Origin of the sequence: Streptomyces sp. NPDC127197 (assembly GCF_042672405.1) — a bacterium.
Taxonomy (GTDB): Bacteria; Actinomycetota; Actinomycetes; order Streptomycetales; family Streptomycetaceae; genus Streptomyces; species Streptomyces flavusporus.
Genome location: NZ_JBHXVG010000003.1, coordinates 37,717 through 60,001, shown reverse-complemented (window position 1 = coordinate 60,001; position 22,285 = coordinate 37,717). Strand labels below are relative to the sequence as shown.

The following is a 22,285-nucleotide window of genomic DNA, read 5'->3' as shown; positions in this document are numbered from 1 at the left end:
CGGTCAGGCCCCGGCGATGGCCGGGCGCGGCTCAACTGAACACCGACGCGCAGGTGGTGGGCTTCGTCCGTGCAGGATCCAGGGAGTTGGCCACCTCATGGAAGGCGATCCGGTCGAACAGGCCGATCGCCAGGTGCTCGGAGAGGTCGACCGGGCACAGGTCCTGGAGCAGGACGTTGCGCACGTTCGCCCCGTCCAGGTACTGGCTGCGGTACGGCGTGGCCACCTGGTCGTACTTGGTGGCGATGACCGTGTACCGGACGCCGGGCACGGTGTCACCGCCCTCGTTGAGCTTGGTGAGGAAGGCGGAACCGGGGATCTGGTCGGCGAGGCCGGGGGTCGCGGTGGAGAGCAGGTCCTCGGCGCCCGGGAAGTACGGCAGCAGATGGGTGAGCCCACTGAGGGTGGCCCCGTGATTGTCGGGCGCGAGGCCTATGAGGGCGTTCACCTCGGCTGCTCCGCCGAGGAACTTCAGGTAGTAGCGGGGCATCATGCCGCCCTGCGAGTGACCGACGAGGTCGACCTCGGCGGCACCGGTCGCGGCGAGCACCTTGTCGACGAACGCGTCGAGTTGCTCTGCCGACTTGTCGATCGGACCGAGGCCGTGGAAGAACGGGACGCCCGGCAGTTGGCCGTAGTCGAGTGAGAAGACGCAGTAGCCGCGCTGGGTCAGATACGGGGCGAGGCCCAGCCAGTTGTCGACGGAGTTGCCGAAGGTGCCGTGCACCAGGACGACGGGGCGGGGGTGGGCGGCGGACGGCTTGCAGGAGTAGTCGTTCCAGCCACTGTCCGAGGTCACAGTGGCGTCGGCCGCATGAGCGGCGGTGGCGGCGGGGAGGGTGGCGACCGCGGCGGTCAGCAGCAGCGCGGCCGCCGATCTGAGCACGCGTTTCCAGGGCAGCATCGGGTGATCTCCTTGCGGCTCAAGGGAGGTGCGATGGCCTTACGCCCTGTGATCCGGATCACGAGGATGCTGTTCACTCGTCAAGTTACGGACGAGTAGTTCAAGTGGGAAGTTACGCGTCAGTAAAAACTTCAGTGACAACCAGTCACCAGGAGGGCCGGATGGGCCCGTGGGGCGCGATACGCAGCAACTGACCATGCAGAGTACGCAGTTCACCCTCTCCCACCAGCCCACTCCACTCCCGCACGACATCCGCAGCCGCCTCTTCCGCGGCCCGCGTACAGGCCCACCCGCGCCCGGTCAGCACGACGAGCCGAGCACGCGCATCCTCCGGATGCGGCCGCCGCTCGACATACCCCTTGCGCACGAGCTCGTCCACGAGCTGGCTGGCGGCCTGCTTGGTGACCCCGAGATGAGCGGCGACGTCGGTGACCGTCGCGTCGCCCCGAGCGAGCCGGGTGAAGGCGAAGCCGTGCGCGGGCCGCAGCCCCTCGAACCCACGGGCGACGACACCGTCATGGATGCGCTGCGTGAGCTCACCCGCGGCGGCCAGCAGGGCGGTGGACAGGGACAGGGCTTCGGAGTTCTGCACGCCCGCATTGAAACACTCTTGACGCATTGGTCAAGCAGCTTGACCATAGAGAGGCATAGTCAAGGAGCTTGACCAGCTGCAGGCCGGAGGCCCCATGCCCGTCATCCGCCCGTCCGACACCGTCACCCACGAGATCCACGGCGCCCGCTTCATCTCGTACGCCGCTCCCCGCACCGGCAGCAGGGAACTGTGCGCCTGGCGCGGCGAGGTCCCGCCCGGCACCAGGGCCCCCGCCCACACCGTCAACCGTGAGGAGATCCTCCACCTCCTCACCGGCGAGCTCCTGATCACCCTCGACGACGAGTCCACCCGCATCACCGTCGGCGACACGGTGATCATCAACCCGGGCGCCACACTCACCGTCGAGAACCCCACCGACCGGCCCGCGACCACCTGGGTCACCACCTCCATCGGCCTGGAGGCGGAGCTGGCCGACGGCACGCGCATCGTGCCGCCGTGGGCCAACTGAACTGCCGATCGGGGGGAGTTACGCCGCCAACGACCCCGGAGTCACCACCCACGGCCCGAACTTGGCTCGCGCGCGGTCCGCGACCTCCTCGATGCGGCGGACCTTTTCGTCCACGGAGTCGAAGGTGAGCTGATGGGAGGCCTGTTCGGCGGGGATGAGGCCCTCGGCGCGCAGGGCGACGGCGCGGACGCGGGCGCACTGGAGGCCGAGGGACTCGTACATGCGGTATGCGGCCGGGGTGAGGTCCGCCGAGTGTGCGGTCGGTTCACAGACCCGGACCGCGGGGACATGACAGACCCCGCACGGCACGAGACGCCGGGCATGCGAAAGTCCCGCCCCTCGCGCGCGGGGCGGGACTTCGCAGGAACGGAGTGGATCAGCCGATCTCGGTACCGGTCGCCGACAGGGCCTCCGTCACCGGCTGGAAGAAGGTCTCCCCACCGGAGGTGCAGTCGCCGCTGCCGCCGGAGGTGAGGCCGACCGCGTTGCTGCCGGAGAACAGCGAGCCTCCGCTGTCACCGGGCTCGGCGCAGACGTCGGTCTGGATGAGGCCGTTGACGATGTCGCCGTTGCCGTAGTTCACGGTGGCGTCCAGGCCGGTGACCGTGCCGGAGTGCACCTGCGTGGTCGAGCCGCTGCGGGTGACCTCCATGCCGACCGTGGCCTCGGCCGCGCCCGAGATCGCCTGCGCGGAACCGTCGTAGAGGTTGACCTCGCTCGGGTGGTCGACCTCGGCGGTGTACTTGACGAGGCCGTAGTCGTCGCCCGGGAAGCTGGAGGCCTCGTTCTCGCCGATGACGTTGCCGGACGAGTCCGACCAGGTGGAGATCCCCTCGGTGCAGTGACCCGCGGTGAGGAAGAACGGCTCCCCGCCCTTGACCACGTTGAAGCCGAGCGAGCAGCGCCCGCCGTCGCCGGTGATGGCGTCGCCGCCGGCGATGAAGGGCTTGAACTCGCCCTTGGTGCGCTGGAGTTCGGCCGTGCCGCCAAGCTCCTCGACGACCGCGGTCAGCTTCTTCCACTCGGCCGCGGAGACCGTGCGGTCGGCGGTCACGACGACCTTGTTGGTGGTCGGGTCGGTTACCCAGGAGGTGCCGGGGATGGTCGCGTCCTGCTTCAGGGTCGTACGGGCGCTCTTCAGTTCGGCGAGGGAGTTCTCGACGATTCTGGCCTTGGCGCCTGCCTGCTCGACCGTCTGTGCCGCGGCCTCGTCGAGCACGTTCACCACGAGGCTCTTGGCCTTCGCGTCGTAGTACGTTCCCGCCGCGTCCGCGCCGAGGTCACGGTCGAGCGTCGAGGCGAGTTTTCCGGCCGCCAGGGCCGACAGCGTCTTGAGCGCGGGCGCCTCCGGGGTCTCACTGGCGTTCGCACTCTGCAAGGTGACTCCCGCGGCGACCAGTGCGGCGATGCCCGCACCTGCCACGGCGGCCCGCCGCCTGGGTATGCGTCGGTGCTTCAACTCACGTCCTCCTGTGGGGGGTTGGTCCGGGAGGCTGTGGGGGCCTCACGAACCAGAAGGTGTGTGGACTGGGCGCCCACTATTCCGACATCCACAGGGAGCACACAAGGTCGACTTCAGGACGCGCGTACGACAACTGGCGTGCGCCCCATACGCCTTGTGCAACTTGAACGTCCACGGTCACGCCAGCGCGATTCGCAGTGCAAACACTACGCGCGAGTAACCGGTATGCGTTGAGTGAGGTCTAGTCCTGTCCGAAACTCGACCCTTCGGAGACTGGGACAAGGGCGAGCCCCCGCACGCGAGTTGCGTGCGGGGGCTCGCTTGCTGCCGGCTGCAGATCAGGTCGTACAGGTACCGATGGCCTGCTGACCGTCAGTAGACGCTGACGCCGTAGGCGCTCAGGGCCTCCGTGACGGGCTGGAAGAAGGTTGTACCACCGGAGGAGCAGTTGCCGCTGCCGCCGGAGGTCAGACCGTACGCGGTGCCGTTGCTGCCGTAGAGCGGGCCGCCGGAGTCGCCGGGCTCGGCGCAGACGTTGGTCTGGATCATGCCGTAGACGACGTCACCACCGCCGTAGTTGACGGTGGCGTTGAGGGCGGTGACCCGGCCGCTGTGCGTGCCGGTGGTGGAGCCGTCGCGGATGACGGTGGTGCCCACGCTCGGCGTGGCCGCGCGGGTGATGTCCACGCCGTTCGCGGTGCCGGGCCTGCTGACGGACCCGGAGTACCGCACGATGCCGTAGTCGTTGCCCGGGAAGCTGGAGCCGGTGGTCGAGCCGATGACCGTGGTGCGGCCGGAGTTGGAGTACCAGGTGCCGGCGCCGTCGGTGCAGTGACCGGCAGTCAGGAAGTACTGGGTGCCGCTGCTGTTCTGGACGTTGAAGCCGAGGGAGCAGCGCCAGCTACTCGCATAGATGGCGTCGCCGCCCTGGATCAGCTTGTTGAACTTGCCGGGGGTGCGCTTGATCGTCAGGGCGTCGGCGTTGGCGCCGGCCGCCTTCTTGATCTTCGCGATCTCGGCCGCGGAGACCGTGCTGTCGACGGTGAGCAGCACGCGGTTGGTCTTGCTGTCGACAGCCCAGGCGGTGCCCGGGACGTCGGCCTTGAGCACCGAGTTGCCGGCGCTCTTGAGCTCGGTGGCGCTGAACGTGGCGGTGTCGGACGCGTTCGCGCTGGGGACCGCGATCGCGGCGGCGGCCACAAGTCCGGTGGAAACGGCGATCAGCCGGGTCCGTCTCGTTATGCCGCTGCGGGGGGTGGTGCGCTTGATCCTCACTTTTCGTTCCTCCACATGGGAAGTAGGGGGCCCGCGTGGGGTCGGGGCCCGTGAGGCGCAGCCAGCGGCGCGCGTGCCCGGATTCCGAACACGCCGTGCCCCTGACAAGCGCTGAGGGGGAGTATTCGGGGGCACGACCGACGGGCGCAAGAGCGCCTTTCAGCCGTCAACCTTTGAACAAGTTACGAAAATTGGCCACCGCTGCCCCACCGTCGGAGCACAGCAACCCTTCAGCAGCCGTCGCAGGGGCAGCAGCAGTCGCAGCCGTCGCAGTTGCAGTCGCAGTCACGGCAGCAACCCTCGCGCTTCTTGCGGGACCAGGGGCCCTCGTACTCCTTCGCGCAGCACAGCTTGCAGGTGCAGCACAGCAGCCAGAACATCCCGCAGCCGGCCCAGAACCCACGCCGCCCCTTCGGCGGCTGGGCGGCCGGCCCGCCGCCGAACCCGCCGAAGTCACCACCGCCACCACCACCGGGCGCTCCCCCACCGCCCGCATAAGGGTTCCCGCCCACGTACGGATTTCCGCCCGCGTACGGATTCTGCGGCGCCCCGTACGGCCCCTGCTGTGGCGGCTGACCATAGGGCCCGGGCTGGTGGGACGCGCAGGCGGGCACCGTGCCGAACGCCCGGTCCACCGAGCGCCGCAGCTCGTGCACGAGCAGCAGATGCGCCAGCCGGCCGTCCACGAACTCCACCTCCCGCAGCGCCAGCCGCACCCCGTGCACGGCGTCGTCCGCGAGCCGCCGCGCCTCGGCGAGCGAGGTCCCCGTGGCCGTCAACGGGTTCCAGGCACCCGACGCGGCGTCAGTCTCCTGGTCCTCCACGGCGTCCAGCAGATGCGCCAGCCGTCCGAAGAGCCGGCCGGCCTCGGCGAGCGGTGCGGCGTTGCCCGGCCGGCCCGCCAGGATCGCGGTGTGCGCGAAGGCCGCGGCGGTGGCGGTCTCGGTCGGCTCGGTGACGGTCAGGATCGACGTCCCGGGCCCGGCGAGCGCCTCGATGCCGACCTGCCGGTCCACGGCGTCGACCAGCACCGCCGTATCGAACCCGACCACCGCTGCGCCACGAGCCCCCGCACGCCCCCACCCGTCGGCGACCCGGCGCGCGGCGAGCGCCACCGGCCGACGGCCCAGCAGTCCGTCTCCGTCGGCGACATGGTCGCGCACCTTGGCCGACGCGAGCACCAGCGAGACGGCGGCCGCGAGCCCGGCCCCCTCACCCTGGGCGACGGACGCGGTCCGCATCCCGCGCAGCGGACACGGCCCCGCCGTACGCCGCCACCCGCCGGCGTCGGTCCGCTCGGCCTGAGCCTCCGTCAATACGGAGATGAGAAGCCCGTCGTAGTTCGTCACCACCCGGGCGAACTGTCCGTGGTCACTGCGCAGCGCGAGACACAGTCCGCACAGATGTGCCATCCACTGCGTCTTGAGTCGTTCCCCGAGCCGGTGGCTGCACGGCCTGACGATTCCGAACACGACGATCCCCCGTGATGCGTGCGACATTGAGCAGCCGCATCGTATCGACCGATTTTCACATCGGATCGACCGCCTTGGTTCACCCGTACGCCCCGCCCCTCACCCGTGCGCCATGAAGAATCATATTTCACTCACAGTCAGCAGCTGGGCACGGCAGGACCCTTGGGGCACCCGGGCTCTCGACGGATTCGCTGTGCACCAGTACCGTCACAAACCCCCCGCGCGGCGTCTATCCACTTGGCGCACCGTCCGCATCATGGATGACCATAGGGATGCGGAAAGCGAGAAAGCCCGCTGTGAGAGGAGGCGTCCATGGGATCGGTGCGCAAGGCGAGTGCGTGGCTCGGCCTCGTCGACGACAACGATGACGAGCGTTACTACGACGACGAGTACTCCGAGGGGACCGAGTCCGGGGACGCCTGGGTCACGGACCCCCGGGTGAAGGTGGCCACGGACACGGCCGAGGAGCGGGGCCGCCGGATCGGCACGGTCACCCCGGACAGCTTCCGGGACGCCCGCGCCATCGGCGAGCTGTTCCGGGAGGGCGTCCCGGTGATCATGAATCTGACGGCCATGGAGCCCGCCGACGCCAAGCGCGTGGTGGACTTCGCGGCGGGCCTGATCTTCGGGCTGCGTGGTTCGATCGACCGCGTGTCCAACCGTGTGTTCCTGCTGAGCCCCGCCGACACGGAGATCATCAGCGGGGAGCCCGCCGCCCACCGGGCGGACGGCTTCTTCAACCAGAGCTGAGGCAAGGCCGCTCACCGGCCCTGCCCTTTCCGGTGCGACGGATCACCGGAAGGCATCGACTCCGGTGAGCGCCTTGCCCAGCACGAGTTGGTGCATCTCGACGGTGCCCTCGTAGGTGAGCACCGATTCCAGGTTGGTCGCATGCCGCATCACCGGGTACTCCAGTGAGATCCCGTTGGCCCCGAGGATCGTCCGGGCCGTACGGCAGATGTCGATGGCCTCTCGTACGTTGTTGAGCTTGCCGAAGCTGACCTGTTCGGGTCGCAGCCGGCCGGCATCCATACGCCGCCCCAGGTGATGGGCGAGCAGAATCCCCTTGTGCAGTTCGACCGCCATGTCGGCGAGTTTGGCCTGGGTGAGCTGGAATCCGCCGATGGGCCGCCCGAACTGCTCCCGCGTCTTCGCATACTCGACGGCGGTCTCGAAGCAGGTCCGCGCCGCACCCATGGCACCCCAGACGATGCCGTACCGGGCATGGGAGAGACAGCTGAGCGGACCGCGCAGTCCGGTCACGTCCGGCAGCACGGCATCCGCGGGCAGCCGTACGCCGTCGAGAACCAGCTCGCTGGTGACGCTGGCCCGCAGCGACCACTTGTGCCGGATCTCGGGCGCGGAGAACCCAGGGGCGTCGGTGGGCACGACGAACCCGCGGATACCCTCCTCGGTCTGCGCCCACACGACCGCGACCCCGGCGACGGACCCGTTGGTGATCCACATCTTGCGTCCGTCGAGGACCCAGTCGCCGCCGTCCCGCTTGGCATACGTCCGCATCGAGGCGGGGTCGGACCCGTGATCGGGTTCGGTGAGCCCGAAGCAGCCGATCACGTCACCGGCGGCCATGCCGGGCAGCCACCGCTGCTTCTGCTCCTCGGAGCCGAACCGGTGAATGGCGTACATGGCGAGCGATCCCTGCACCGACACCAAGGACCGGATCCCGGAGTCGGCGGCCTCGAGCTCCAGACAGGCGAGCCCGTACTGCACCGCACTGGCCCCGGCGCACCCGTACCCGCTGAGCGACATCCCGAGCGCCCCGATACCCCCGAGTTCCTTGGCGAGCTCCCGGATCCCCGGCAGCTCGCCCGCCTCGAACCACTCGGCGATGTGCGGCAGCACCCGGTCCGCGGCCCACCGCCGCACGGTCTCCCGCACGGCCAGATCCTCCGGGCTCAGCAGATCATCGATCCCCAGCGGATCACCGGGATCAAAGGCGGGCAACTTCGAGGACGAGGACACGAAACACCCTCCGGCAGCTCAAAACTAGCATCGCTAGTCACGGATGAATGCCGACGCTACGACGCAATGTCCCGTTGCCGCAATCCCACCGCAACGGCACACCCGCAAGCCGCCGGCCGAAGAGTCCCGGGTGGTGCGTGGGTGGGAGAGTCGACGGTCACACCGAGACGCGGGACTCCGCAACTTCCCGAGGCGCAGGAACCTCCACAGCCCCACCATCCTCACACTGCATGACCCGCGGCAACCGCAACGCCATCACCGCCCCGAGCAGCAACAGCCCCGCACTCACCAGCAGCGTCACATGCAGCCCATGCACAAAACAGTCCCGAGCCGCCTCCCGCAGGGCATCCCCCGCCGGTCCCCCGAGCCGCCCGGCAACGTCATACGCCTCCCCCAGCGAATGCCCCGCCGCAGCCGAGGCCGACGCCGGAACCCCCGGCACGGACGCCAGCCCAGGCGTGTACGCCGCATTCATCACGCTCCCGAGAAGCGCAATCCCGATCCCCGCTCCCAGCTGGTACGACGTCTCTCCGATCGCCGCTGCGCCCCCCGCCTGCTCCGGCGGAGCCTCGCTCAGCATGGACTCGTACGCCCCGAACAGCGTGGTCTCCAGCCCGAACCCGAGCAGCACGAACCCGGCCAGCAGCAGCCCGGGGTTGTCCTGCCGCCCCATCGCGGTCAGCAGCACCACGGCGAAGGCCGTGAGACAGAACCCGGAGGACACCATCCGCCGCGGCCCGAACCGCCGCAGCATCCGCGCCCCGAACAGCCCCGCAGCCATCGCCGCGAACGTCAGCGGCACCAACCGCAGCCCGGTCTCCAGCGGCGACAGGTCCAGCACCAGTTGCAGATACTGGGCCGCGATCAGCTCCAGCCCCACCAGCGCGAGCATCGCCAGCACAATGCACCCGACCGACGTGCTGAACGCCGGACGGGCGAACATCCGCAGGTCGACCAGCGGATGCTTGCGCCGCCGCTGCCGCCGTACGAACAGGACGACCAGCGCGGCCCCCACCACCAGCGGCACCACGGTGAACGCGCTGTCCACCGGCTCACCGCCACCGAGCCGCTTGACCCCCAGCACCATCCCGAACAACCCGGCCGCCGCCATCAGCGCACCGACCACGTCCCAGGGCCCGTCCCCCGCTCCCGTCGACTCGGGCAGCAGAAGTCGCCCCACCGGCAGACTGACCAGCATCAACGGGATGTTGACCAGGAACACCGACCCCCACCAGAAGTGCTCGAGGAGGAAGCCGCCGAGAAGGGGCCCGACCGCCGCGCCGACCGCGGCCACCGCACTCCAGACGCCGATCGCGAGCGCCCGCTCGCGCCGGTCGGGGAAGACCTGCCGCAGGATCGACAGCGTCGCGGGCATGATCATCGCGCCGCCGACGCCGAGCAGTGCCCGCGCCACGATCAGGACCTGCGCGGTGTCGGCGACGGCCGCCATGGCGGAGGCGACGCCGAACAGGGCGTAGCCGAGGAGCAGGATCCGTCTGCGGCCCACCCGGTCGCCGAGCGTGCCGAAGAGGATCAGCAGCGAGGCGCAGACGAGCGGGTAGGTGTCGACGATCCAGAGCAGTTCTATCGCGCTGGGCTTGAGGTCCTCGGTGACGGCGGGCACCGCCACGTGCAGCACGGTCGCGTCGACCGCGACCAGCAGCAGGCTGGTGCAGAGGACCACGAGGACGACCCAGCGGTTGGCACCGGCCCCGGCCGCCCGACGGCGCAGCCCGACGGCAGCCGTGGTCGTCCCGGACATGTACGTACCTCCCAGATGTTCCCTCGCTTCGGCGGGCTCACGGGAGTGGGGACTCCCCCGTGACTCGGCCGGAGAGGAGCGGTGGTCTCCGGCCCGCGCAACGATCGGCGAGTGACACGTCAGCGTACGCGAGTCCGTGCCGTGAACTAGTGGCGGACCTCTCATACATATGGCGGAACAGTGTGGCGTACGCCACTACCGTCGCCCGCCTTCGCCCGTCATCACGTCGCCGCCGTCCGAGCGGTTGCGTGAGCCGTCGATAATCGAGCCCGTGACCGATCTTGAAACGCCTGCGGCACGCCGCGGCTCCGCGGCCCTGCGCCGAGCGGCCCCGGCCCTTCTCGGGTACGCGGCCGTCCGTGCGCTGGGACTGCTCGCGCTGGCCGGATGGAGCGCGGCGCGGGACAAGAGCGCGTACACGCTGCTGACCGCCCGCTGGGACGCGCTCTGGTACACCCGGGTCGCCGAACTGGGCTACGGCTACGAGGTGCGTCTGCCGAACGGCGACGTGCACTCCAACCTGGCCTTCTTCCCCCTCCTCCCCTGGCTGGAGCGGCTGCTGCACGCGGTGACCCCGCTGTCGTACGCCGACGCCGGCTTCGTCGTCAGCCTGCTCACCTCGCTCGCGGCGGCGTGGGGGATCTTCGCGGTCGCCGAGCATGTGTACGGCCAGAAAGAAGAAGGCGCGAAGCGCGGCCTTGGAAGGGTGGTGGCGGGAGACGGGCGGGCCGGGGTCTGTGCGGTGCTGCTGTGGGCGGTACTGCCGGTCGGGATCGTGCAGTCGATGGCGTACAGCGAGTCACTGTTCACGGCGCTGGCCGCCTGGTCGCTGTACGCGGTCCTGACCGGTCGCTGGCTCACGGCGGGCTCACTGGCCCTGCTGGCGGGACTGACCCGGCCGGTAGGGCTCGCCGTGGTCGCGGCGGTGTGGGCGGCCGGGATCGCCTCGTTCGTACGAGCACGAGACCAGGACCTTGCTCCATCCGTGCGGTACCGCAGCGCGGCGCCCGATGCCGGCGCACATGCCCTGTCGCGCGCCGCCTCCCCCTCCGGCGGCGCGGGCATCGAGGGCGCGTCGGCCGGCCGACGCGCCCTCGGCATGCTCCTCGCGCCGCTCGGCGCCGCCGGATACGTCCTGTGGGTCGGCCACCACACCGGCAAGGGTCCGCTCGGCTATCTCGACGTCCAGGCGGGCTGGCGCAACGGCTTCGACGGCGGGTACGCCTTCGCCCGCTTCGTCGCCGAAAAGTTCACGTCGTTTCCGTCGGCCCTGGCCGGCCTGGGGCTGGTCGTCGGGGTCGGGCTGGTGGTCTGGCTGTACGTCGTCTGTGTCCGGCAGCGCCAGCCGCTTCCGCTGCTGGTGTACGCGGGGGCGGTCACCGCGCTCGCCCTGTGCGCGTCCAGCTACTTCGGCTCGAAACCGCGCCTGTTGCTGCCGGCGTTCCCGCTGCTGCTGCCCCTCGCGCTCACCCTGGCCAGACTGCGCACCGCTGCTGCCGCGCTGGTCGTGGGCGGGGTCGCGGCGGCGTCGGCGGTGTACGGGGCCTTCTGGCTGAACGGCTCCGGTCCGCCCTGACCTGCTTAGATCGCCTGTTTTATTTCCGGGTTATTGCCAGGTTATCGACCGGAAAAGTTCTCCCCATGGCCCGGTTAACGGTTTCACAAGCAGGCTAAAACACTGCACCACGGGGCGATCAAAGGAATTGAAGGGAAGGGTTGCGAGGGATTGCAGAATCCCCGGAAATAAACCCCTTCCTGAGAGAAATCCCACATCACATCGTCATTACAAACCCGGTGATTGGGCGGGGAACTGAGCTCACTCGCTGTAACGTCGATTGTGTGCGTACCGAACCAACGCTGACCCGGCTCGACCGGATCTTCGCCCGACTGGACCGTGAACCCGTGCGGCCGGTCCTCGACGTGCCGCGAATGACCCGGCACCGGGTGGTGCTCTTCGGCGCGACTCTCACCTTCTACCTGACGATCGTCCTCGCCGTGGTGACCACTTCATGGCTGGTCCGGTTCGACTGGCAGGCGATGCTGTTCCGGCCCTACCAGCAGTGGTCCGGGATCCACGCCTTCCTGGACTACTGGGTGGTCCTCGGGCAGCGCGGCCCCACGGCCGTCATGGTCGCCGCCTGGCTGGGCTGGCGCTGCTGGCGGCAGCACACACTGCGGCCGCTGCTGGCGTTCGGCGCGGCACTGCTGTTGCTGAACGTGACCGTGGGTGCGGTGAAGTACGGTCTGGGCCGCTCGGGCCCGCACTACGCGACCGAGGTCGGCTCCAACGAGATGTGGCACTGGTTCCAGGCCGGAAGCGACATATTTCCCTCGGGACACACCGCGAACGCCGTCGTGACCTGGGGCATCCTCGCCTATCTGGCCACCTCGCCACGCGCCCGGCGCTGGCTGTCCGCGCTGTCGGCGGTGCTGTCGCTCAGTGTCGGCCTCACCACCGTCTACCTGGGTACGCACTGGCTGAGCGATGTGCTGCTGGGCTGGGCCGCGGGTCTGCTCATCCTGCTGGCGCTGCCGTGGTTCGAGCCGCTGATCGCCCACGCCGAGGCCCGGCTCCTGGGCCTGCGCGGCCGCTGGCTCGCCGGTGTGCGGCGTACGGCTCCGCAGACCGCGCCCGTCCCGGCCGAGGCTCCCGCGGTGCTCACCCCGTGCCCGGTCGCCGAGGAGGAGACGGCACCGGTGCGCGAGACCCTCTCCCCGTCGGCGGCCCGCACCACCCGGGCGCCGGTCTATCTGGCCCCGGGCCCGCACAGCACCCGCGCGGAGCGCACTCCGGTCACCCCGGCGGGCAGCCGCCGGCCCCCGCATCCCGACCGTCTCCCGCGCGGCCCGGCCTCGACGGCGCGCCCGGTCACGGGCGGCTGACCGGCCCGACGGTACGCACGGCGAAGGCCCCGGTTCCTCGTGGAGGACACCGGGGCCTTTCGTCATGCACGGTCGGCCGTCAGCCCTTCCAGGAGCGCGCCACCACGCCGTCCTTGACCTCGAAGTTCAGCCGGCCCACGCGGTACTCCATCGTGATGATCGCCCCCGGCGGCAGCGAGCGCACCGTCGACCAGCCGCGCTCGCGCGCGAGCCGCTCGGCCGCGGCCTCTTCGAGGCCGATGTATGCCTCGGGACTGTCGTCGGGTTCCGCGGGAGGTGTGGGAATGGGTGCCATGCCGCCACGCTAGGCGCTGCACGGCGGCCGGGGAAGTCGGCCAGGGAAGTGGAACCGTGCACCGTGGGTCACTGATCCCCCTGCGGTCACACTTCTGTCACAAGATCACGACACGCGTTTCGATGGAACTCCATCACCCGAACGGACGGATCCGTACGCCTTACGGCGGCATCCGAACACAATTCCCGCGTGTCTCCACAACTCCTCGAATTGCCCGGCGGAGAGTTTCTGAAAGACCGTCCCCGGATTCCATTCCATTCCAGTTTCGGGCGAGCCCGCGGGGAGTCGGCACACCACAGGAAATACCCGGTTCCGACACAGACTCCCCGTACGTCCCCTGTCGCGGCACCCGGCTGCGCGAGCATCATGGCGTGGGCTCGCGGGTACGCGTGGCGCGGGCTCGGCGGGCCCGGGCGCGACGAGCGAAGGGGCGAGCGAGGCATGGGGACGGAGACCGTACCGGCAGCGGCAGGACCCGTACGGACCAGGGCGCGCGGCGAGGTGATCGTCGACTGGCTGACCACCACCGACCACAAGAAGATCGGCCACCTCTACCTGATCACGTCGTTCGCGTTCTTCCTGATCGGCGGGGCGATGGCGCTGGTGATGCGCGCCGAGCTGGGCCGGCCGGGGCTGCAGATCGTGAGCAACAACGAGTTCAACCAGTTGTTCACGATGCACGGCACGATCATGCTGCTGCTGTTCGCGACGCCCAGCTTCGCCGGATTCGCCAACGAGCTGATGCCGTTGCAGATCGGCGCCCCGGACGTCGCCTTTCCACGGCTGAACATGCTGTCGTACTGGCTGTTCCTGTTCGGCGGGCTGATCGTGCTCGGCTCGCTGCTGGTGCCCGACGGGCCCGCCAACTTCGGCTGGTTCGCCTACGCACCGCTGAACAGCATGGAACGCTCGCCCGGCGTCGGGCCCGATCTGTGGATCATGGGGCTGGCGCTGGCCGGCTTCGGCACGATCCTCGGCGCGGTCAACTTCATCACCACCATCATCGCCATGCGCGCCCCCGGCATGACGATGTTCCGGATGCCGATCTTCACCTGGAACACGCTGTTCACGTCGATCCTGATCCTGATGGCGTTCCCGGTGCTGGCGGCCGCACTGCTGTGTCTGGAGGCGGACCGGCGGTTCGGCTCGCACATCTTCGACGCGGCCAACGGCGGGGCGCTGCTGTGGCAGCACCTGTTCTGGTTCTTCGGGCATCCCGAGGTGTACATCATCGCGCTGCCGTTCTTCGGCATCGTCACGGAGATCATTCCGGTCTTCAGCCGCAAGCCGATCTTCGGCTACACGGCGCTGATCGGCGCGACGATGGCGATCACCGGTCTGTCCGTGGTCGTGTGGGCGCACCACATGTTCGCCACCGGGGCGGTGCTGCTGCCGTTCTTCTCCTTCATGAGCTTCCTCATCGCCGTGCCGACAGGCGTGAAGTTCTTCAACTGGACCGGGACGATGCTCAAGGGCTCGCTGTCCTTCGAGACGCCGATGCTGTGGTCGGTCGGTTTCCTGGTGACGTTCCTGTTCGGCGGTCTGACCGGGGTGATCCTGGCATCGCCGCCGATGGACTTCCACGTCACGGACTCGTACTTCGTGGTGGCGCACTTCCACTACGTCGTCTTCGGCACGGTCGTCTTCGCGATCTTCGCCGGCTTCTACTTCTGGTGGCCGAAGTTCACCGGGAAGATGCTCGACGAGCGGCTCGGCAAGATCCAGTTCTGGACGCTGTTCATCGGCTTCCACACCACGTTCCTGGTGCAGCACTGGCTGGGTGCGGAGGGCATGCCGCGCCGCTACTCCGACTACCTCGCCGCGGACGGCTTCACCGCCCTGAACACCGTGTCGACGATCGGCGCCTTCCTGCTCGGCCTGTCGACGCTGCCGTTCCTCTACAACGTCTGGAAGACCACCAGGTACGGCAGGAAGGTCGACGTGGACGACCCCTGGGGCTACGGCCGCTCCCTGGAGTGGGCGACCTCCTGCCCGCCGCCGCGCCACAACTTCACGACGCTGCCGAAGATCCGCTCCGACTCCCCGGCGTTCGACCTGCACCACCCTCAGTACGCCGATCTCGAGCAGCACCCCCACCCCGTTCAAGAGCCCGGCTCAGGCGGTCCCGTGCCGTCCTGATCGCCTCCGTCAGCCCGTCCGGTTCCAGCACCTCGAACTCGAATCCCATCAGCATCACATGAATGACCATCACGTCGAGGCTCGCGGCCCCGGTGCGCAGGATGCAGGCGTCGTCGCCGTCGGCCTGAAGCGTCCCGGCGGACGGCGAGATGTGCTCGGCGGCCACCTCGACGGGCACCAGCAGCCGGACGGCGGCATGCGTGGCGTACGCGCGCGTGGAGACACCTTTCGAGACGTACGCGGCCAGGTCCTCGGCGGGCGGGGTGCGCGGGGCGAAGCGCGGGCCGTGCGGCGGCTTCGGGGTGATGCGGTCGACGCGGAAGGTGCGCCAGTCGTCCCGGTCGAGGTCCCAGGCGACCAGGTACCAGCGGCGCTCGGTGCACACCAGGCGGTGCGGTTCGACACTGCGGCGGGTGGGGGTGCCCTCGTGGTCGAGGTACTCGAAGCGCAGCCGCTCCCCATCCCGGCACAGGCCGGCCAGCTCGGTCAGGACGGCCGGGTCGACGGCGGCCGGCTGCGGGCCCCTCAGCATCGGCACGGTGAAGGCGTTGAGGGCGCCCACGCGTCGGCGCAGCCGGTTCGGCAGGACCTGCTCCAGCTTGGCGAGGGCCCGCACGGAGGTCTCGCCGATGCCGTCGATGCCCTGTCCGGCGGCCGTGCGCAGCCCGACGGCGACCGCGACGGCCTCGTCGTCGTCCAGCAGCAGGGGCGGCAGCTCGGCACCCGCGCCCAGTGTGTAGCCGCCGCCGGTGCCGGGGCTGGCGTTGACCGGGTAGCCGAGCTCGCGCAGTCGGTCGACGTCCCGGCGGACGGTGCGCGAGGTGACGCCGAGGCGGTCGGCCAGTTCGGCGCCGGACCATTCGCGGTGGGCCTGGAGCAGCGAGAGCAGGCGCAGGAGGCGGGCGGAGGTTTCCAGCATGGGTCGAGTCTGTCAGCCGTTGCGGACAGGTGCGGTCCTGAAGCATCACGGCTCGTACGACAGCAGCGGCACGTCGAAGCAGGTGCTGTTCATGTCCCCCTGGGAGACCCAGCCCCGGCCGTCCTGCCAGCGGACCACCGACAGACAGTTCCTGCGGGTCTGCGGCGGCTCGGGCAGCGGCCGGAAGGTGACGGGGAGCAGCAGGCCGTCCGCGGTGTAGCCGTCGCTGCGGTGCACGAAACCGTCGATGCACGCGCGCGTGATGCCGGTTCGGGAGCAGGACCGCGCCGCGTCCGTGAACCACTTGGCCGCCGCCCAGCCCTCCAACTGCCACTGAGAGTGCGTCGGCAGCGCTTCGGTGGCGTCCCGGAACTCCCGTACGGCCTCGTCGCCGGTGTCCTGGTGGTTGCGGCTGGACCCGGTCGCCCACAGGGCGTTGCGGCAGCGCGGGGCGTCCCTGTAGTCCTCGGGGACGGTGGACGTCCAGTTCTGCACGTTGGTGACCTTGGCGGTGACCTCGGCGCCGACGTCGTCCATCGCCTTGCACAGGCGGGCGTTGCCGTGGCTGTCGATGGCGTCGAAGACGAGGTCGGCGCCCTGCTGCTTCAGGTCGGCGGCGACGGCACGGAAGTTGGGCAGCGCGAAGTCGACCTGCTCGGTGACGACCTGGTAGCCCTCGGCCTTCAGGCCCCGTTCGACCAGCCGCGCGTAGGCGGCGGAGGAGGCCTGGTTGTACGAGACGACGGCGGCCGTGCGTGCCCCGTGCTCGCGTTTGAAGTAGCGGTAGACCTCCGTACCGCCGTACAGCTTCCCGTCCCACCCCGGCGTCCCGTCGCGGGGTGCCTGGCTGCCGTAGATGCCGTACAGGTGCGGGTAGGTGTCGTAGGCGGTGCCGATGGGCTGGCCGCCGATGTCGGGCACACGCGCGCGGGAGACGCGGGAGGCGCCGGCGTAGTCCAGGGCGGTGGTGGCGACGAGGGCGACGACCCGGTCCTCGTCGATCAGCTGGTGCACGCACTCGTTGTTGCCCACGCCGCTGCCGCCGTCGTCGCACCGGCGCACCTCGACACGGCGGCCGTCGATGCCCCCGCGCGCGTTGAGGCGGTCGAAGTAGGCCTGGGCGCCGTCGCGCGGGCCGGTGAAGGCGTTGCCGCCGACCGGGCTGGTGACGCTGGTGATGATGCCGACGCGCAGGGGCTCACCGGTGGCCGGGGCCGGTGTATGCCTGTCGTGCTCGAAGTCGCTCTCCGGAAGCCGGCTGCCGCAGGCCGTGCCCAGCAGGACCAGCAGGACCGCGACGGCGGCCTCAGCAGCCCGGTACGGGCGTCGCATTGCCGGTCTGGTTCAGCGCGACGAGTCCGCACAGGGTCCTGACCGACACCTTCCAGGTGCCCTGCTGCTCCACGGCGGTACCGGCGGCGTCCGGCAGGGCGGTGGCGCCCTGGAGGGTCAGCGTGTACGTCACGTTCGCCTCGGTCGCCGAGGTGAACTCGACCTTGTCGACCTTCGCCTGCACCTGGGAGCCGCGTTCGTCGCCGCTGAAGGCCTGCAGCACCGGGGCCATCCGGTCGCCGTTCTCCAGGAAGTTCTGCTTGTCCTCCAGGGAGGTGGCCGGGTCGAAGAACTGCTCCCAGTTCTGCCGGATCTCCCGCTCGGCCGCGGCCGTGTCGGCGGGCGCGCTCGCCGCCTGACCGGTCGGTTGCGTCTGCTCCACGGTCGGCGTCGGAGGGGGACTGTCGCTGCCGCCGCCCTCGTCGTCGCTGCACGCCGCGAGGGCCGGGGCGAGGAAGAGGAGCAGGGCGGCCGCCAGTGCCGCACGCCGTCGCGCGTTCCCCCGCCTGAGGTCGCTCCCGAGAACCATCTGGCTCACCACCGGGTGTCGGTCCGGGCCGTGCACGCCGCTTTCAGGGTCAGCTTCCGGAAGGCATAGTGCAAGTCCGTTGGCAGACTTGGACATACAGCCAGACACACCCAGACACACGACGTGTGGGAGCCGGCCATGAGGACAGCCCGACTGCGGACCGTGCACCCCGTCCTGTGGGCCGGCTGGGCGGCGCTCGCGGCCGGCGCGGTGCTGTGCGTCCTGGGCTGGTACGGCGTCTCCGGTGAGCGGTTCGCCGAGCGGCAGCTGCCCTATCTGGCCTCCTGCACGGTCCCCGGCGCCGCGCTGATCGTCGCCGGGGCGGTACTGCTCACCCACGGCCGCACCGCGCTCGCCGCCGCGCGCGTGGAGGAGCTGTACGCCCTGCTGGTGGCCGCCGAGCCCGCCGACGCGGACGAGTCGGGCCAGGCAGCCGCCGCGCCGGTCGCGGTCAGCGCGGACCTGTTGATGGTGCAGGGCGGCACACTGTTCCACCGCGCGGACTGCCCGCTGGTGGCCGGGAAGGCGGAGGCCGTGCCGGTGGACGGGAAGCTGGTGGCGGGCGGCGAGCTGGGCCCGTGTCCGATCTGCGAGCCCGCCGGGACGACGGGCTGATGTCGTCCCTCACGTATGACCTGACACTCGCCGGCCTGTCGGTGGGCAGCGCCGCCGCGCTCACCGGGATCGGGCTGATCGTGACGTACCGCGCGACGGGCGTGCTGAACTTCGCGCACGGCGCGATCGCGATGGTGTGCGCGTACGCGCTGCGGCAGTGTGTCGTCGAATGGGGCTGGCCGCTGTGGCCGGCCGCGGCGGTGACGCTGGTGGTGCTGGCGCCGGGCCTCGGCGTGGTCCTGGAGCGGTGGGTCTTCCGCCCCCTGTCGGTCCTGGGCAGTGATCCGGCGCAGACGTTGGTGGCGTCCATCGGGGTGTTCGTGCTGCTGGTGGGCGGGGCGGCGCTGCTGTGGGGGCAGGGGGCACGGGACGACGCCCCCGTGCTGGTGTCGGACGAGCCGTGGGGGCAGTTGGCCGTCGTGCTCGTGCTGGCCGCCGCGGTGGCGGCCGTGATCAGATGGACGCGTTTCGGGCGGGAGCTGCGGGCGGTCGTGGACGACCGGCAGCTGGCCGTGCTCGGCGGGATCGACGCGGACCGGGTGGCCGCGGCCGGCTGGGCGTTCGGCTCGTTCACGGCGGGGCTGACCGGCGTGCTGCTGGCGCCGTACGTCCGTCTGGACCCGTACGGGATGCCGCTGCTGGTCATGGAGGTGGTGGCGGTCGCGGTGGCCGCGCGGATGCGCAGTCTGCCGGTCGCCGTGCTGGCGGCGCTGGGCATCGGGGTCGCACAGAGTCAGTTGACGCGGCTTCATCCGGCGGGCTGGGGCGAGCCGTTGCTGCAGGCCGTCGGCGCGAACCTGTTCGTGGTGGCGTTGCTGGTCGCCGCCCTGGTGCTGCCCGGCATCGGCACACGGGACGCGCTGCCGCACACGGCGACTTCCCCCACTCTCGAACCTGCTCGAGCGGGGGGACCCCCATGGGTGCCGACCCCGCCGGGCGCCTGGATCGTCGCCGTGGTCCTGTTCCTGCTGCCGCTGGGCTTCGCCGGACGGGACCTGCACACATCGGTGCAGGTGCCCGCGCTGGGCGTGGTGCTGCTGTCGCTGGTGGTGGTCACCGGACGCGGCGGCCAGATCTCGCTCGGGCAGGCGGCGTACGCGGGTCTGGGCGCCCTGTTCACGGCCCTGCTGGCGGCCGGGCGGTTCCCGGGCCTGCCCCGCCTGCCGGAGCTGGCCGCCCTCGCCGTCGCCGTCCTCCTGGTCGCCCCGCTCGGTCTGCTGACCGGCTGGCCGGCGATCAGCCGCCAGGGCCTGGCCCTCGCGCTGGCCACGTTCGCGGTGGGCGTCGGGGTGAGCCGGTTCGTCTTCGCCCAGCCGTACGCCACGTCCGGGCTGTCGCTCGACCGCCCGGCGGGCTTCGCCGGGGACCGCGCGTACTACCTGCTGGAGCTGGCCCTCCTGGCCGGCGCGCTGCTCGCCACGCACGCGCTGCGCCGGGGCCGTACGGGCCGGGCCCTGGCGGCGATGCGGGACCACGAGTCGGGGGCGTCGGCGGCGGGCGTCCAGGTGCCGGCCCTGAAACTGCTGGCGTTCGTGTCCGGCGCCGCGCTGGCGGCGCTGGGCGGCGGCATGCTCGGCATGGGCCTGCGGGCCTTCGACCCCGCCGCCTACGACCCCGTGCGCGGCCTGCTGTGGTTCGCGGCGATCGTCGTCCTGGGCGCCGACAGCACACTCGGCGCCCTGGCCGCGGCGGCACTGCTGGTCGGCCTCGACGCGGGCACCCGGGGCGGGTTGGCGGCGGCGCTGATCGGGCTGCTGGCGGTACTGGTGGGCCGCTTGCCCGGGGGGCCGTACGAGGCGCTGCGGACGGCGGCGGGGAGGCTGCGGTCCCGGCGGGCGGCGAGGTTGACCGCGGTGGGGGCACAGACGCGGAGGCGACTGCGACCGGCGGAGCAGCGGGCTGCGCGCCGACCGGCGCCGGCGGGGGTGACCGCGGTGGTACGCACCGGGGTGACACACGGGGCACCCGCGGCCGCCGACGGCGCTGAGCCCCCACAGGGGCCACCCGCACCCGACAACGATGCCCGCACGGCTGGTGCGGGTGGGAACCCGAACGCGGCCGAAGGCCGCGTGCCCACCCACAAACCCGCACCCGCACCCACCCTCACCACCCGCCACCTCCTCGCCCGCTACGGCCGCTTCACCGCCCTCGACGGCGTCGACCTCGACGTCCCGCCCGGCCGGATCACCGCCCTCGTCGGCCCCAACGGCGCCGGAAAGAGCACCCTGTTCCACTGCCTGGCCGGAACCGTGCGCCCCGCGCGCGGGCAGGTGCTGTTCGGCGGACGGGACATCACCCGGCTGCCCGCCCCCGCCCGCACCCGGCTCGGCATCGCACGGACCTTCCAACAGCTGGCCGTGTTCCCCTCGTTGACGGTGGCCGACAACGTCCGGGTCGGCGCCGAGCAGGGGCGGATCGCTGATCCGGGTGCCGTGGAGCGGGCGCTGCGGCTGTTCGGGCTGGACGGCCCGGTACGGGCACTGCCCGCCGCCGGGCTGCCCACCGGCACGCTGCGCCGCGTCGAGCTGGCCCGGGCCCTCGCAGGTGGCCCGCGTGTGCTGCTCCTGGACGAGCCCGCGGCCGGCCTCGACACCGCCGAAGCAGCGGCGCTGGCCCGGGTCCTGAAGGCGCTCGCCGCGGACGGAACCGCCCTGCTCGTCGTCGAGCACGACCTCGACCTGGTCGCCGACCTCGCCGACGTCGTGCACGTCATGGCAGCGGGCCGGATCATCGCGTCCGGCCCGCCCGGTCGCGTCCTCGACGCCCTCGCCGCGCGGGAGGCCACGCCGTGACCATCGCCCTGCGCCACGCGCGCGTGCGCTACGGCCCCCTGGAAGCCCTGCACGGCATCACCCTCGCCGCCCCCTCCCCCGGCCTGACCGTTCTGCTCGGCCGCAACGGCTCCGGCCGTACGACCGCCCTGCGCGCGCTGGCCGGAACCGTGCCGCTGTCGGGCGGCGCGGTGCTGTGGGACGGCGTCGACGTGACCCGCATGCCCGCCTACGAGCGGGCCCGGCGCGGACTGTGCCTGGTACCGGAGCGGCAGGCCGTGTTCGGCTCCCTCACCGTGCGGGAGAACCTGGAACTCGCGGCGCCGCGCCACGACCCCGCCCTCGCCGCCTATCCGCAACTGCAGCCGCTCCTCCCGCGCCGCGCAGGCACCCTCTCCGGCGGCGAGCAGCGCATGCTCGCCCTCGCCCGGGCGCTGCTGGCACGCGCGCGCGTGGTGCTCGTCGACGAACCCGCGCAGGGCATGTCGCCGGCGGTCGCGGCCCGCACGTACGACCTGCTGGGCTCGCTGGACGCCTGCGTGGTCCTGGCGGAGCAGCGGCTGCCGCCCGACCTGCACGGCCGGGCTGCCCTCGTGTACGAACTGCGCCGCGGTGCGGTCGTCTTCAGCGGAGAAGCGGGCGAGTTGCGGGCGCGGGAAGCGGCGGACCGCACACCGCGGGGGCGTGCTCCGGGCCCTGCGCGCGGGCCGAACCCCCCGGGATGAGCAGCATCATGCCGTGCCTGCGGGCGACGTCGCCCGCTGCGCCAGGGGCCCCGCCCCGGCGGGGGTCCCGGGGGGGCCCCCGGCACCGGGCCAGGGGGGCGGCGCAGAGCGCGAGGGGCGGCCCCGGCCCCATAACGGCGGGGTCACCCCCCCAGACC

18 protein-coding genes and 2 pseudogenes are annotated in these 22,285 nt (G+C 71.1%); 8 read left to right on the top strand and 12 right to left on the bottom strand.

Annotated features, from left to right (window positions below; genetic code table 11):
- Nucleotides 1-31: 31 nt before the first annotated feature.
- Both ACFVJQ_RS05395 and ACFVJQ_RS05390 read right to left on the bottom strand, forming a co-directional pair.
- The gene (locus ACFVJQ_RS05395; protein WP_385781107.1) at nt 32-904 is read right to left on the bottom strand and encodes an esterase/lipase family protein; all 873 of its coding nucleotides are present in this window, start codon (nt 902-904) and stop codon (nt 32-34) included.
- A 145-nt stretch (nt 905-1,049) separates the two neighbouring features.
- Nucleotides 1,050-1,496, bottom strand: coding sequence for a MarR family winged helix-turn-helix transcriptional regulator (locus tag ACFVJQ_RS05390; RefSeq protein ID WP_385781104.1), 447 nt, complete (start codon nt 1,494-1,496; stop codon nt 1,050-1,052).
- A gap of 94 nt (nt 1,497-1,590) precedes the next feature.
- Between ACFVJQ_RS05390 and ACFVJQ_RS05385 the strand changes: the two genes are divergently transcribed.
- Nucleotides 1,591-1,965 (top strand): cupin domain-containing protein, encoded by a 375-nt coding sequence (locus ACFVJQ_RS05385; protein ID WP_385512956.1) that lies wholly within the window; start codon nt 1,591-1,593, stop codon nt 1,963-1,965.
- Between the two features lie 18 nt (nt 1,966-1,983).
- Here ACFVJQ_RS05385 and ACFVJQ_RS05380 read toward each other — a convergent pair.
- From ACFVJQ_RS05380 to ACFVJQ_RS05365, 4 genes and pseudogenes are all read right to left on the bottom strand, one after another.
- Nucleotides 1,984-2,232: pseudogene (locus tag ACFVJQ_RS05380) on the bottom strand (hypothetical protein); the annotation flags it as partial.
- A gap of 109 nt (nt 2,233-2,341) precedes the next feature.
- Nucleotides 2,342-3,424 carry a S1 family peptidase gene (locus ACFVJQ_RS05375; RefSeq protein WP_385512955.1) on the bottom strand — a complete coding sequence of 361 codons (1,083 nt, stop codon included), beginning with the start codon at nt 3,422-3,424 and terminating at the stop codon, nt 2,342-2,344.
- Between the two features lie 375 nt (nt 3,425-3,799).
- Nucleotides 3,800-4,702 carry a S1 family peptidase gene (locus tag ACFVJQ_RS05370; protein ID WP_385512954.1) on the bottom strand — a complete coding sequence of 301 codons (903 nt, stop codon included), beginning with the start codon at nt 4,700-4,702 and terminating at the stop codon, nt 3,800-3,802.
- A gap of 230 nt (nt 4,703-4,932) precedes the next feature.
- A complete protein-coding gene (locus tag ACFVJQ_RS05365; protein ID WP_385781099.1) occupies nt 4,933-6,174 on the bottom strand; it encodes a DUF5685 family protein in 1,242 nt (413 codons plus the stop codon).
- 312 nt (nt 6,175-6,486) lie between these two features.
- On the opposite strand from ACFVJQ_RS05365, the gene ACFVJQ_RS05360 reads away from it, so the two are divergent.
- Nucleotides 6,487-6,924: a cell division protein SepF gene (locus tag ACFVJQ_RS05360; protein ID WP_385512952.1), complete on the top strand. Its 438-nt coding sequence runs from the start codon at nt 6,487-6,489 to the stop codon at nt 6,922-6,924.
- Nucleotides 6,925-6,966: 42 nt separating this feature from the next.
- Here ACFVJQ_RS05360 and ACFVJQ_RS05355 read toward each other — a convergent pair whose 3' ends face one another.
- A complete protein-coding gene (locus ACFVJQ_RS05355; protein ID WP_385781096.1) occupies nt 6,967-8,157 on the bottom strand; it encodes an acyl-CoA dehydrogenase family protein in 1,191 nt (396 codons plus the stop codon).
- Nucleotides 8,158-8,314: 157 nt separating this feature from the next.
- Nucleotides 8,315-9,919, bottom strand: a complete 1,605-nt coding sequence (locus ACFVJQ_RS05350; RefSeq protein WP_385512950.1) for an MFS transporter — start codon at nt 9,917-9,919, stop codon at nt 8,315-8,317.
- A gap of 271 nt (nt 9,920-10,190) precedes the next feature.
- Between ACFVJQ_RS05350 and ACFVJQ_RS05345 the strand changes: the two genes are divergently transcribed.
- Both ACFVJQ_RS05345 and ACFVJQ_RS05340 read left to right on the top strand, forming a co-directional pair.
- On the top strand, nt 10,191-11,495 hold the full coding sequence (locus ACFVJQ_RS05345) for a mannosyltransferase family protein (RefSeq protein WP_385512949.1): 1,305 nt from the start codon (nt 10,191-10,193) through the stop codon (nt 11,493-11,495).
- Nucleotides 11,496-11,758: 263 nt separating this feature from the next.
- Nucleotides 11,759-12,802: a phosphatase PAP2 family protein gene (locus ACFVJQ_RS05340; RefSeq protein WP_385781092.1), complete on the top strand. Its 1,044-nt coding sequence runs from the start codon at nt 11,759-11,761 to the stop codon at nt 12,800-12,802.
- A gap of 79 nt (nt 12,803-12,881) precedes the next feature.
- Here the strand turns inward: ACFVJQ_RS05340 and ACFVJQ_RS05335 are convergent, their stop codons facing one another.
- Nucleotides 12,882-13,097 (bottom strand): I78 family peptidase inhibitor, encoded by a 216-nt coding sequence (locus tag ACFVJQ_RS05335; protein WP_129797083.1) that lies wholly within the window; start codon nt 13,095-13,097, stop codon nt 12,882-12,884.
- Nucleotides 13,098-13,538: 441 nt separating this feature from the next.
- Here ACFVJQ_RS05335 and ctaD point away from each other — a divergent pair.
- Nucleotides 13,539-15,224: pseudogene (gene ctaD, locus ACFVJQ_RS05330) on the top strand (cytochrome c oxidase subunit I); the annotation flags it as partial.
- Here the strand turns inward: ctaD and ACFVJQ_RS05325 are convergent.
- The 3 genes from ACFVJQ_RS05325 to ACFVJQ_RS05315 are packed head-to-tail and all read right to left on the bottom strand — an operon-like array spanning nt 15,109 to nt 18,016.
- The gene (locus ACFVJQ_RS05325; protein WP_385512947.1) at nt 15,109-16,155 is read right to left on the bottom strand and encodes a helix-turn-helix transcriptional regulator; all 1,047 of its coding nucleotides are present in this window, start codon (nt 16,153-16,155) and stop codon (nt 15,109-15,111) included. The pseudogene ctaD and the gene ACFVJQ_RS05325 overlap by 116 nt on opposite strands.
- Before the next feature lie 45 nt (nt 16,156-16,200).
- The gene (locus tag ACFVJQ_RS05320; protein ID WP_385781088.1) at nt 16,201-17,487 is read right to left on the bottom strand and encodes an ABC transporter substrate-binding protein; all 1,287 of its coding nucleotides are present in this window, start codon (nt 17,485-17,487) and stop codon (nt 16,201-16,203) included.
- Nucleotides 17,462-18,016, bottom strand: coding sequence for a hypothetical protein (locus ACFVJQ_RS05315; RefSeq protein WP_385512945.1), 555 nt, complete (start codon nt 18,014-18,016; stop codon nt 17,462-17,464). The genes ACFVJQ_RS05320 and ACFVJQ_RS05315 overlap by 26 nt, the downstream gene beginning before the upstream one ends.
- A 138-nt stretch (nt 18,017-18,154) precedes the next feature.
- Between ACFVJQ_RS05315 and ACFVJQ_RS05310 the strand changes: the two genes are divergently transcribed.
- Genes ACFVJQ_RS05310 through ACFVJQ_RS05300 form a run of 3 tightly spaced genes read left to right on the top strand, consistent with a single transcriptional unit; the run spans nt 18,155 to nt 22,127 of the window.
- On the top strand, nt 18,155-18,631 hold the full coding sequence (locus ACFVJQ_RS05310; protein WP_385512944.1) for a hypothetical protein: 477 nt from the start codon (nt 18,155-18,157) through the stop codon (nt 18,629-18,631).
- Entirely contained in the window at nt 18,631-21,423 is a 2,793-nt protein-coding gene (locus tag ACFVJQ_RS05305; protein ID WP_385781644.1) for an ATP-binding cassette domain-containing protein, read from the top strand. The genes ACFVJQ_RS05310 and ACFVJQ_RS05305 overlap by 1 nt, the downstream gene beginning before the upstream one ends.
- The gene (locus ACFVJQ_RS05300; protein WP_385781085.1) at nt 21,420-22,127 is read left to right on the top strand and encodes an ATP-binding cassette domain-containing protein; all 708 of its coding nucleotides are present in this window, start codon (nt 21,420-21,422) and stop codon (nt 22,125-22,127) included. Before ACFVJQ_RS05305 ends, ACFVJQ_RS05300 begins: the two co-directional genes overlap by 4 nt.
- Nucleotides 22,128-22,285 lie beyond the last annotated feature (158 nt).

Coding starts and splice junctions, on each gene's coding strand:
- ACFVJQ_RS05395 (WP_385781107.1), bottom strand. CDS start 904: ATGCTGCCCTGGAAACGCGTGCTCAGATCGGCGGCCGCGCTGCTGCTG.
- ACFVJQ_RS05385 (WP_385512956.1), top strand. CDS start 1,591: ATGCCCGTCATCCGCCCGTCCGACACCGTCACCCACGAGATCCACGGC.
- ACFVJQ_RS05360 (WP_385512952.1), top strand. CDS start 6,487: ATGGGATCGGTGCGCAAGGCGAGTGCGTGGCTCGGCCTCGTCGACGAC.
- ACFVJQ_RS05350 (WP_385512950.1), bottom strand. CDS start 9,919: ATGTCCGGGACGACCACGGCTGCCGTCGGGCTGCGCCGTCGGGCGGCC.
- ACFVJQ_RS05335 (WP_129797083.1), bottom strand. CDS start 13,097: ATGGCACCCATTCCCACACCTCCCGCGGAACCCGACGACAGTCCCGAG.
- ACFVJQ_RS05325 (WP_385512947.1), bottom strand. CDS start 16,155: ATGCTGGAAACCTCCGCCCGCCTCCTGCGCCTGCTCTCGCTGCTCCAG.
- ACFVJQ_RS05320 (WP_385781088.1), bottom strand. CDS start 17,487: ATGCGACGCCCGTACCGGGCTGCTGAGGCCGCCGTCGCGGTCCTGCTG.
- ACFVJQ_RS05315 (WP_385512945.1), bottom strand. CDS start 18,016: ATGGTTCTCGGGAGCGACCTCAGGCGGGGGAACGCGCGACGGCGTGCG.
- ACFVJQ_RS05310 (WP_385512944.1), top strand. CDS start 18,155: ATGAGGACAGCCCGACTGCGGACCGTGCACCCCGTCCTGTGGGCCGGC.
- ACFVJQ_RS05305 (WP_385781644.1), top strand. CDS start 18,631: ATGTCGTCCCTCACGTATGACCTGACACTCGCCGGCCTGTCGGTGGGC.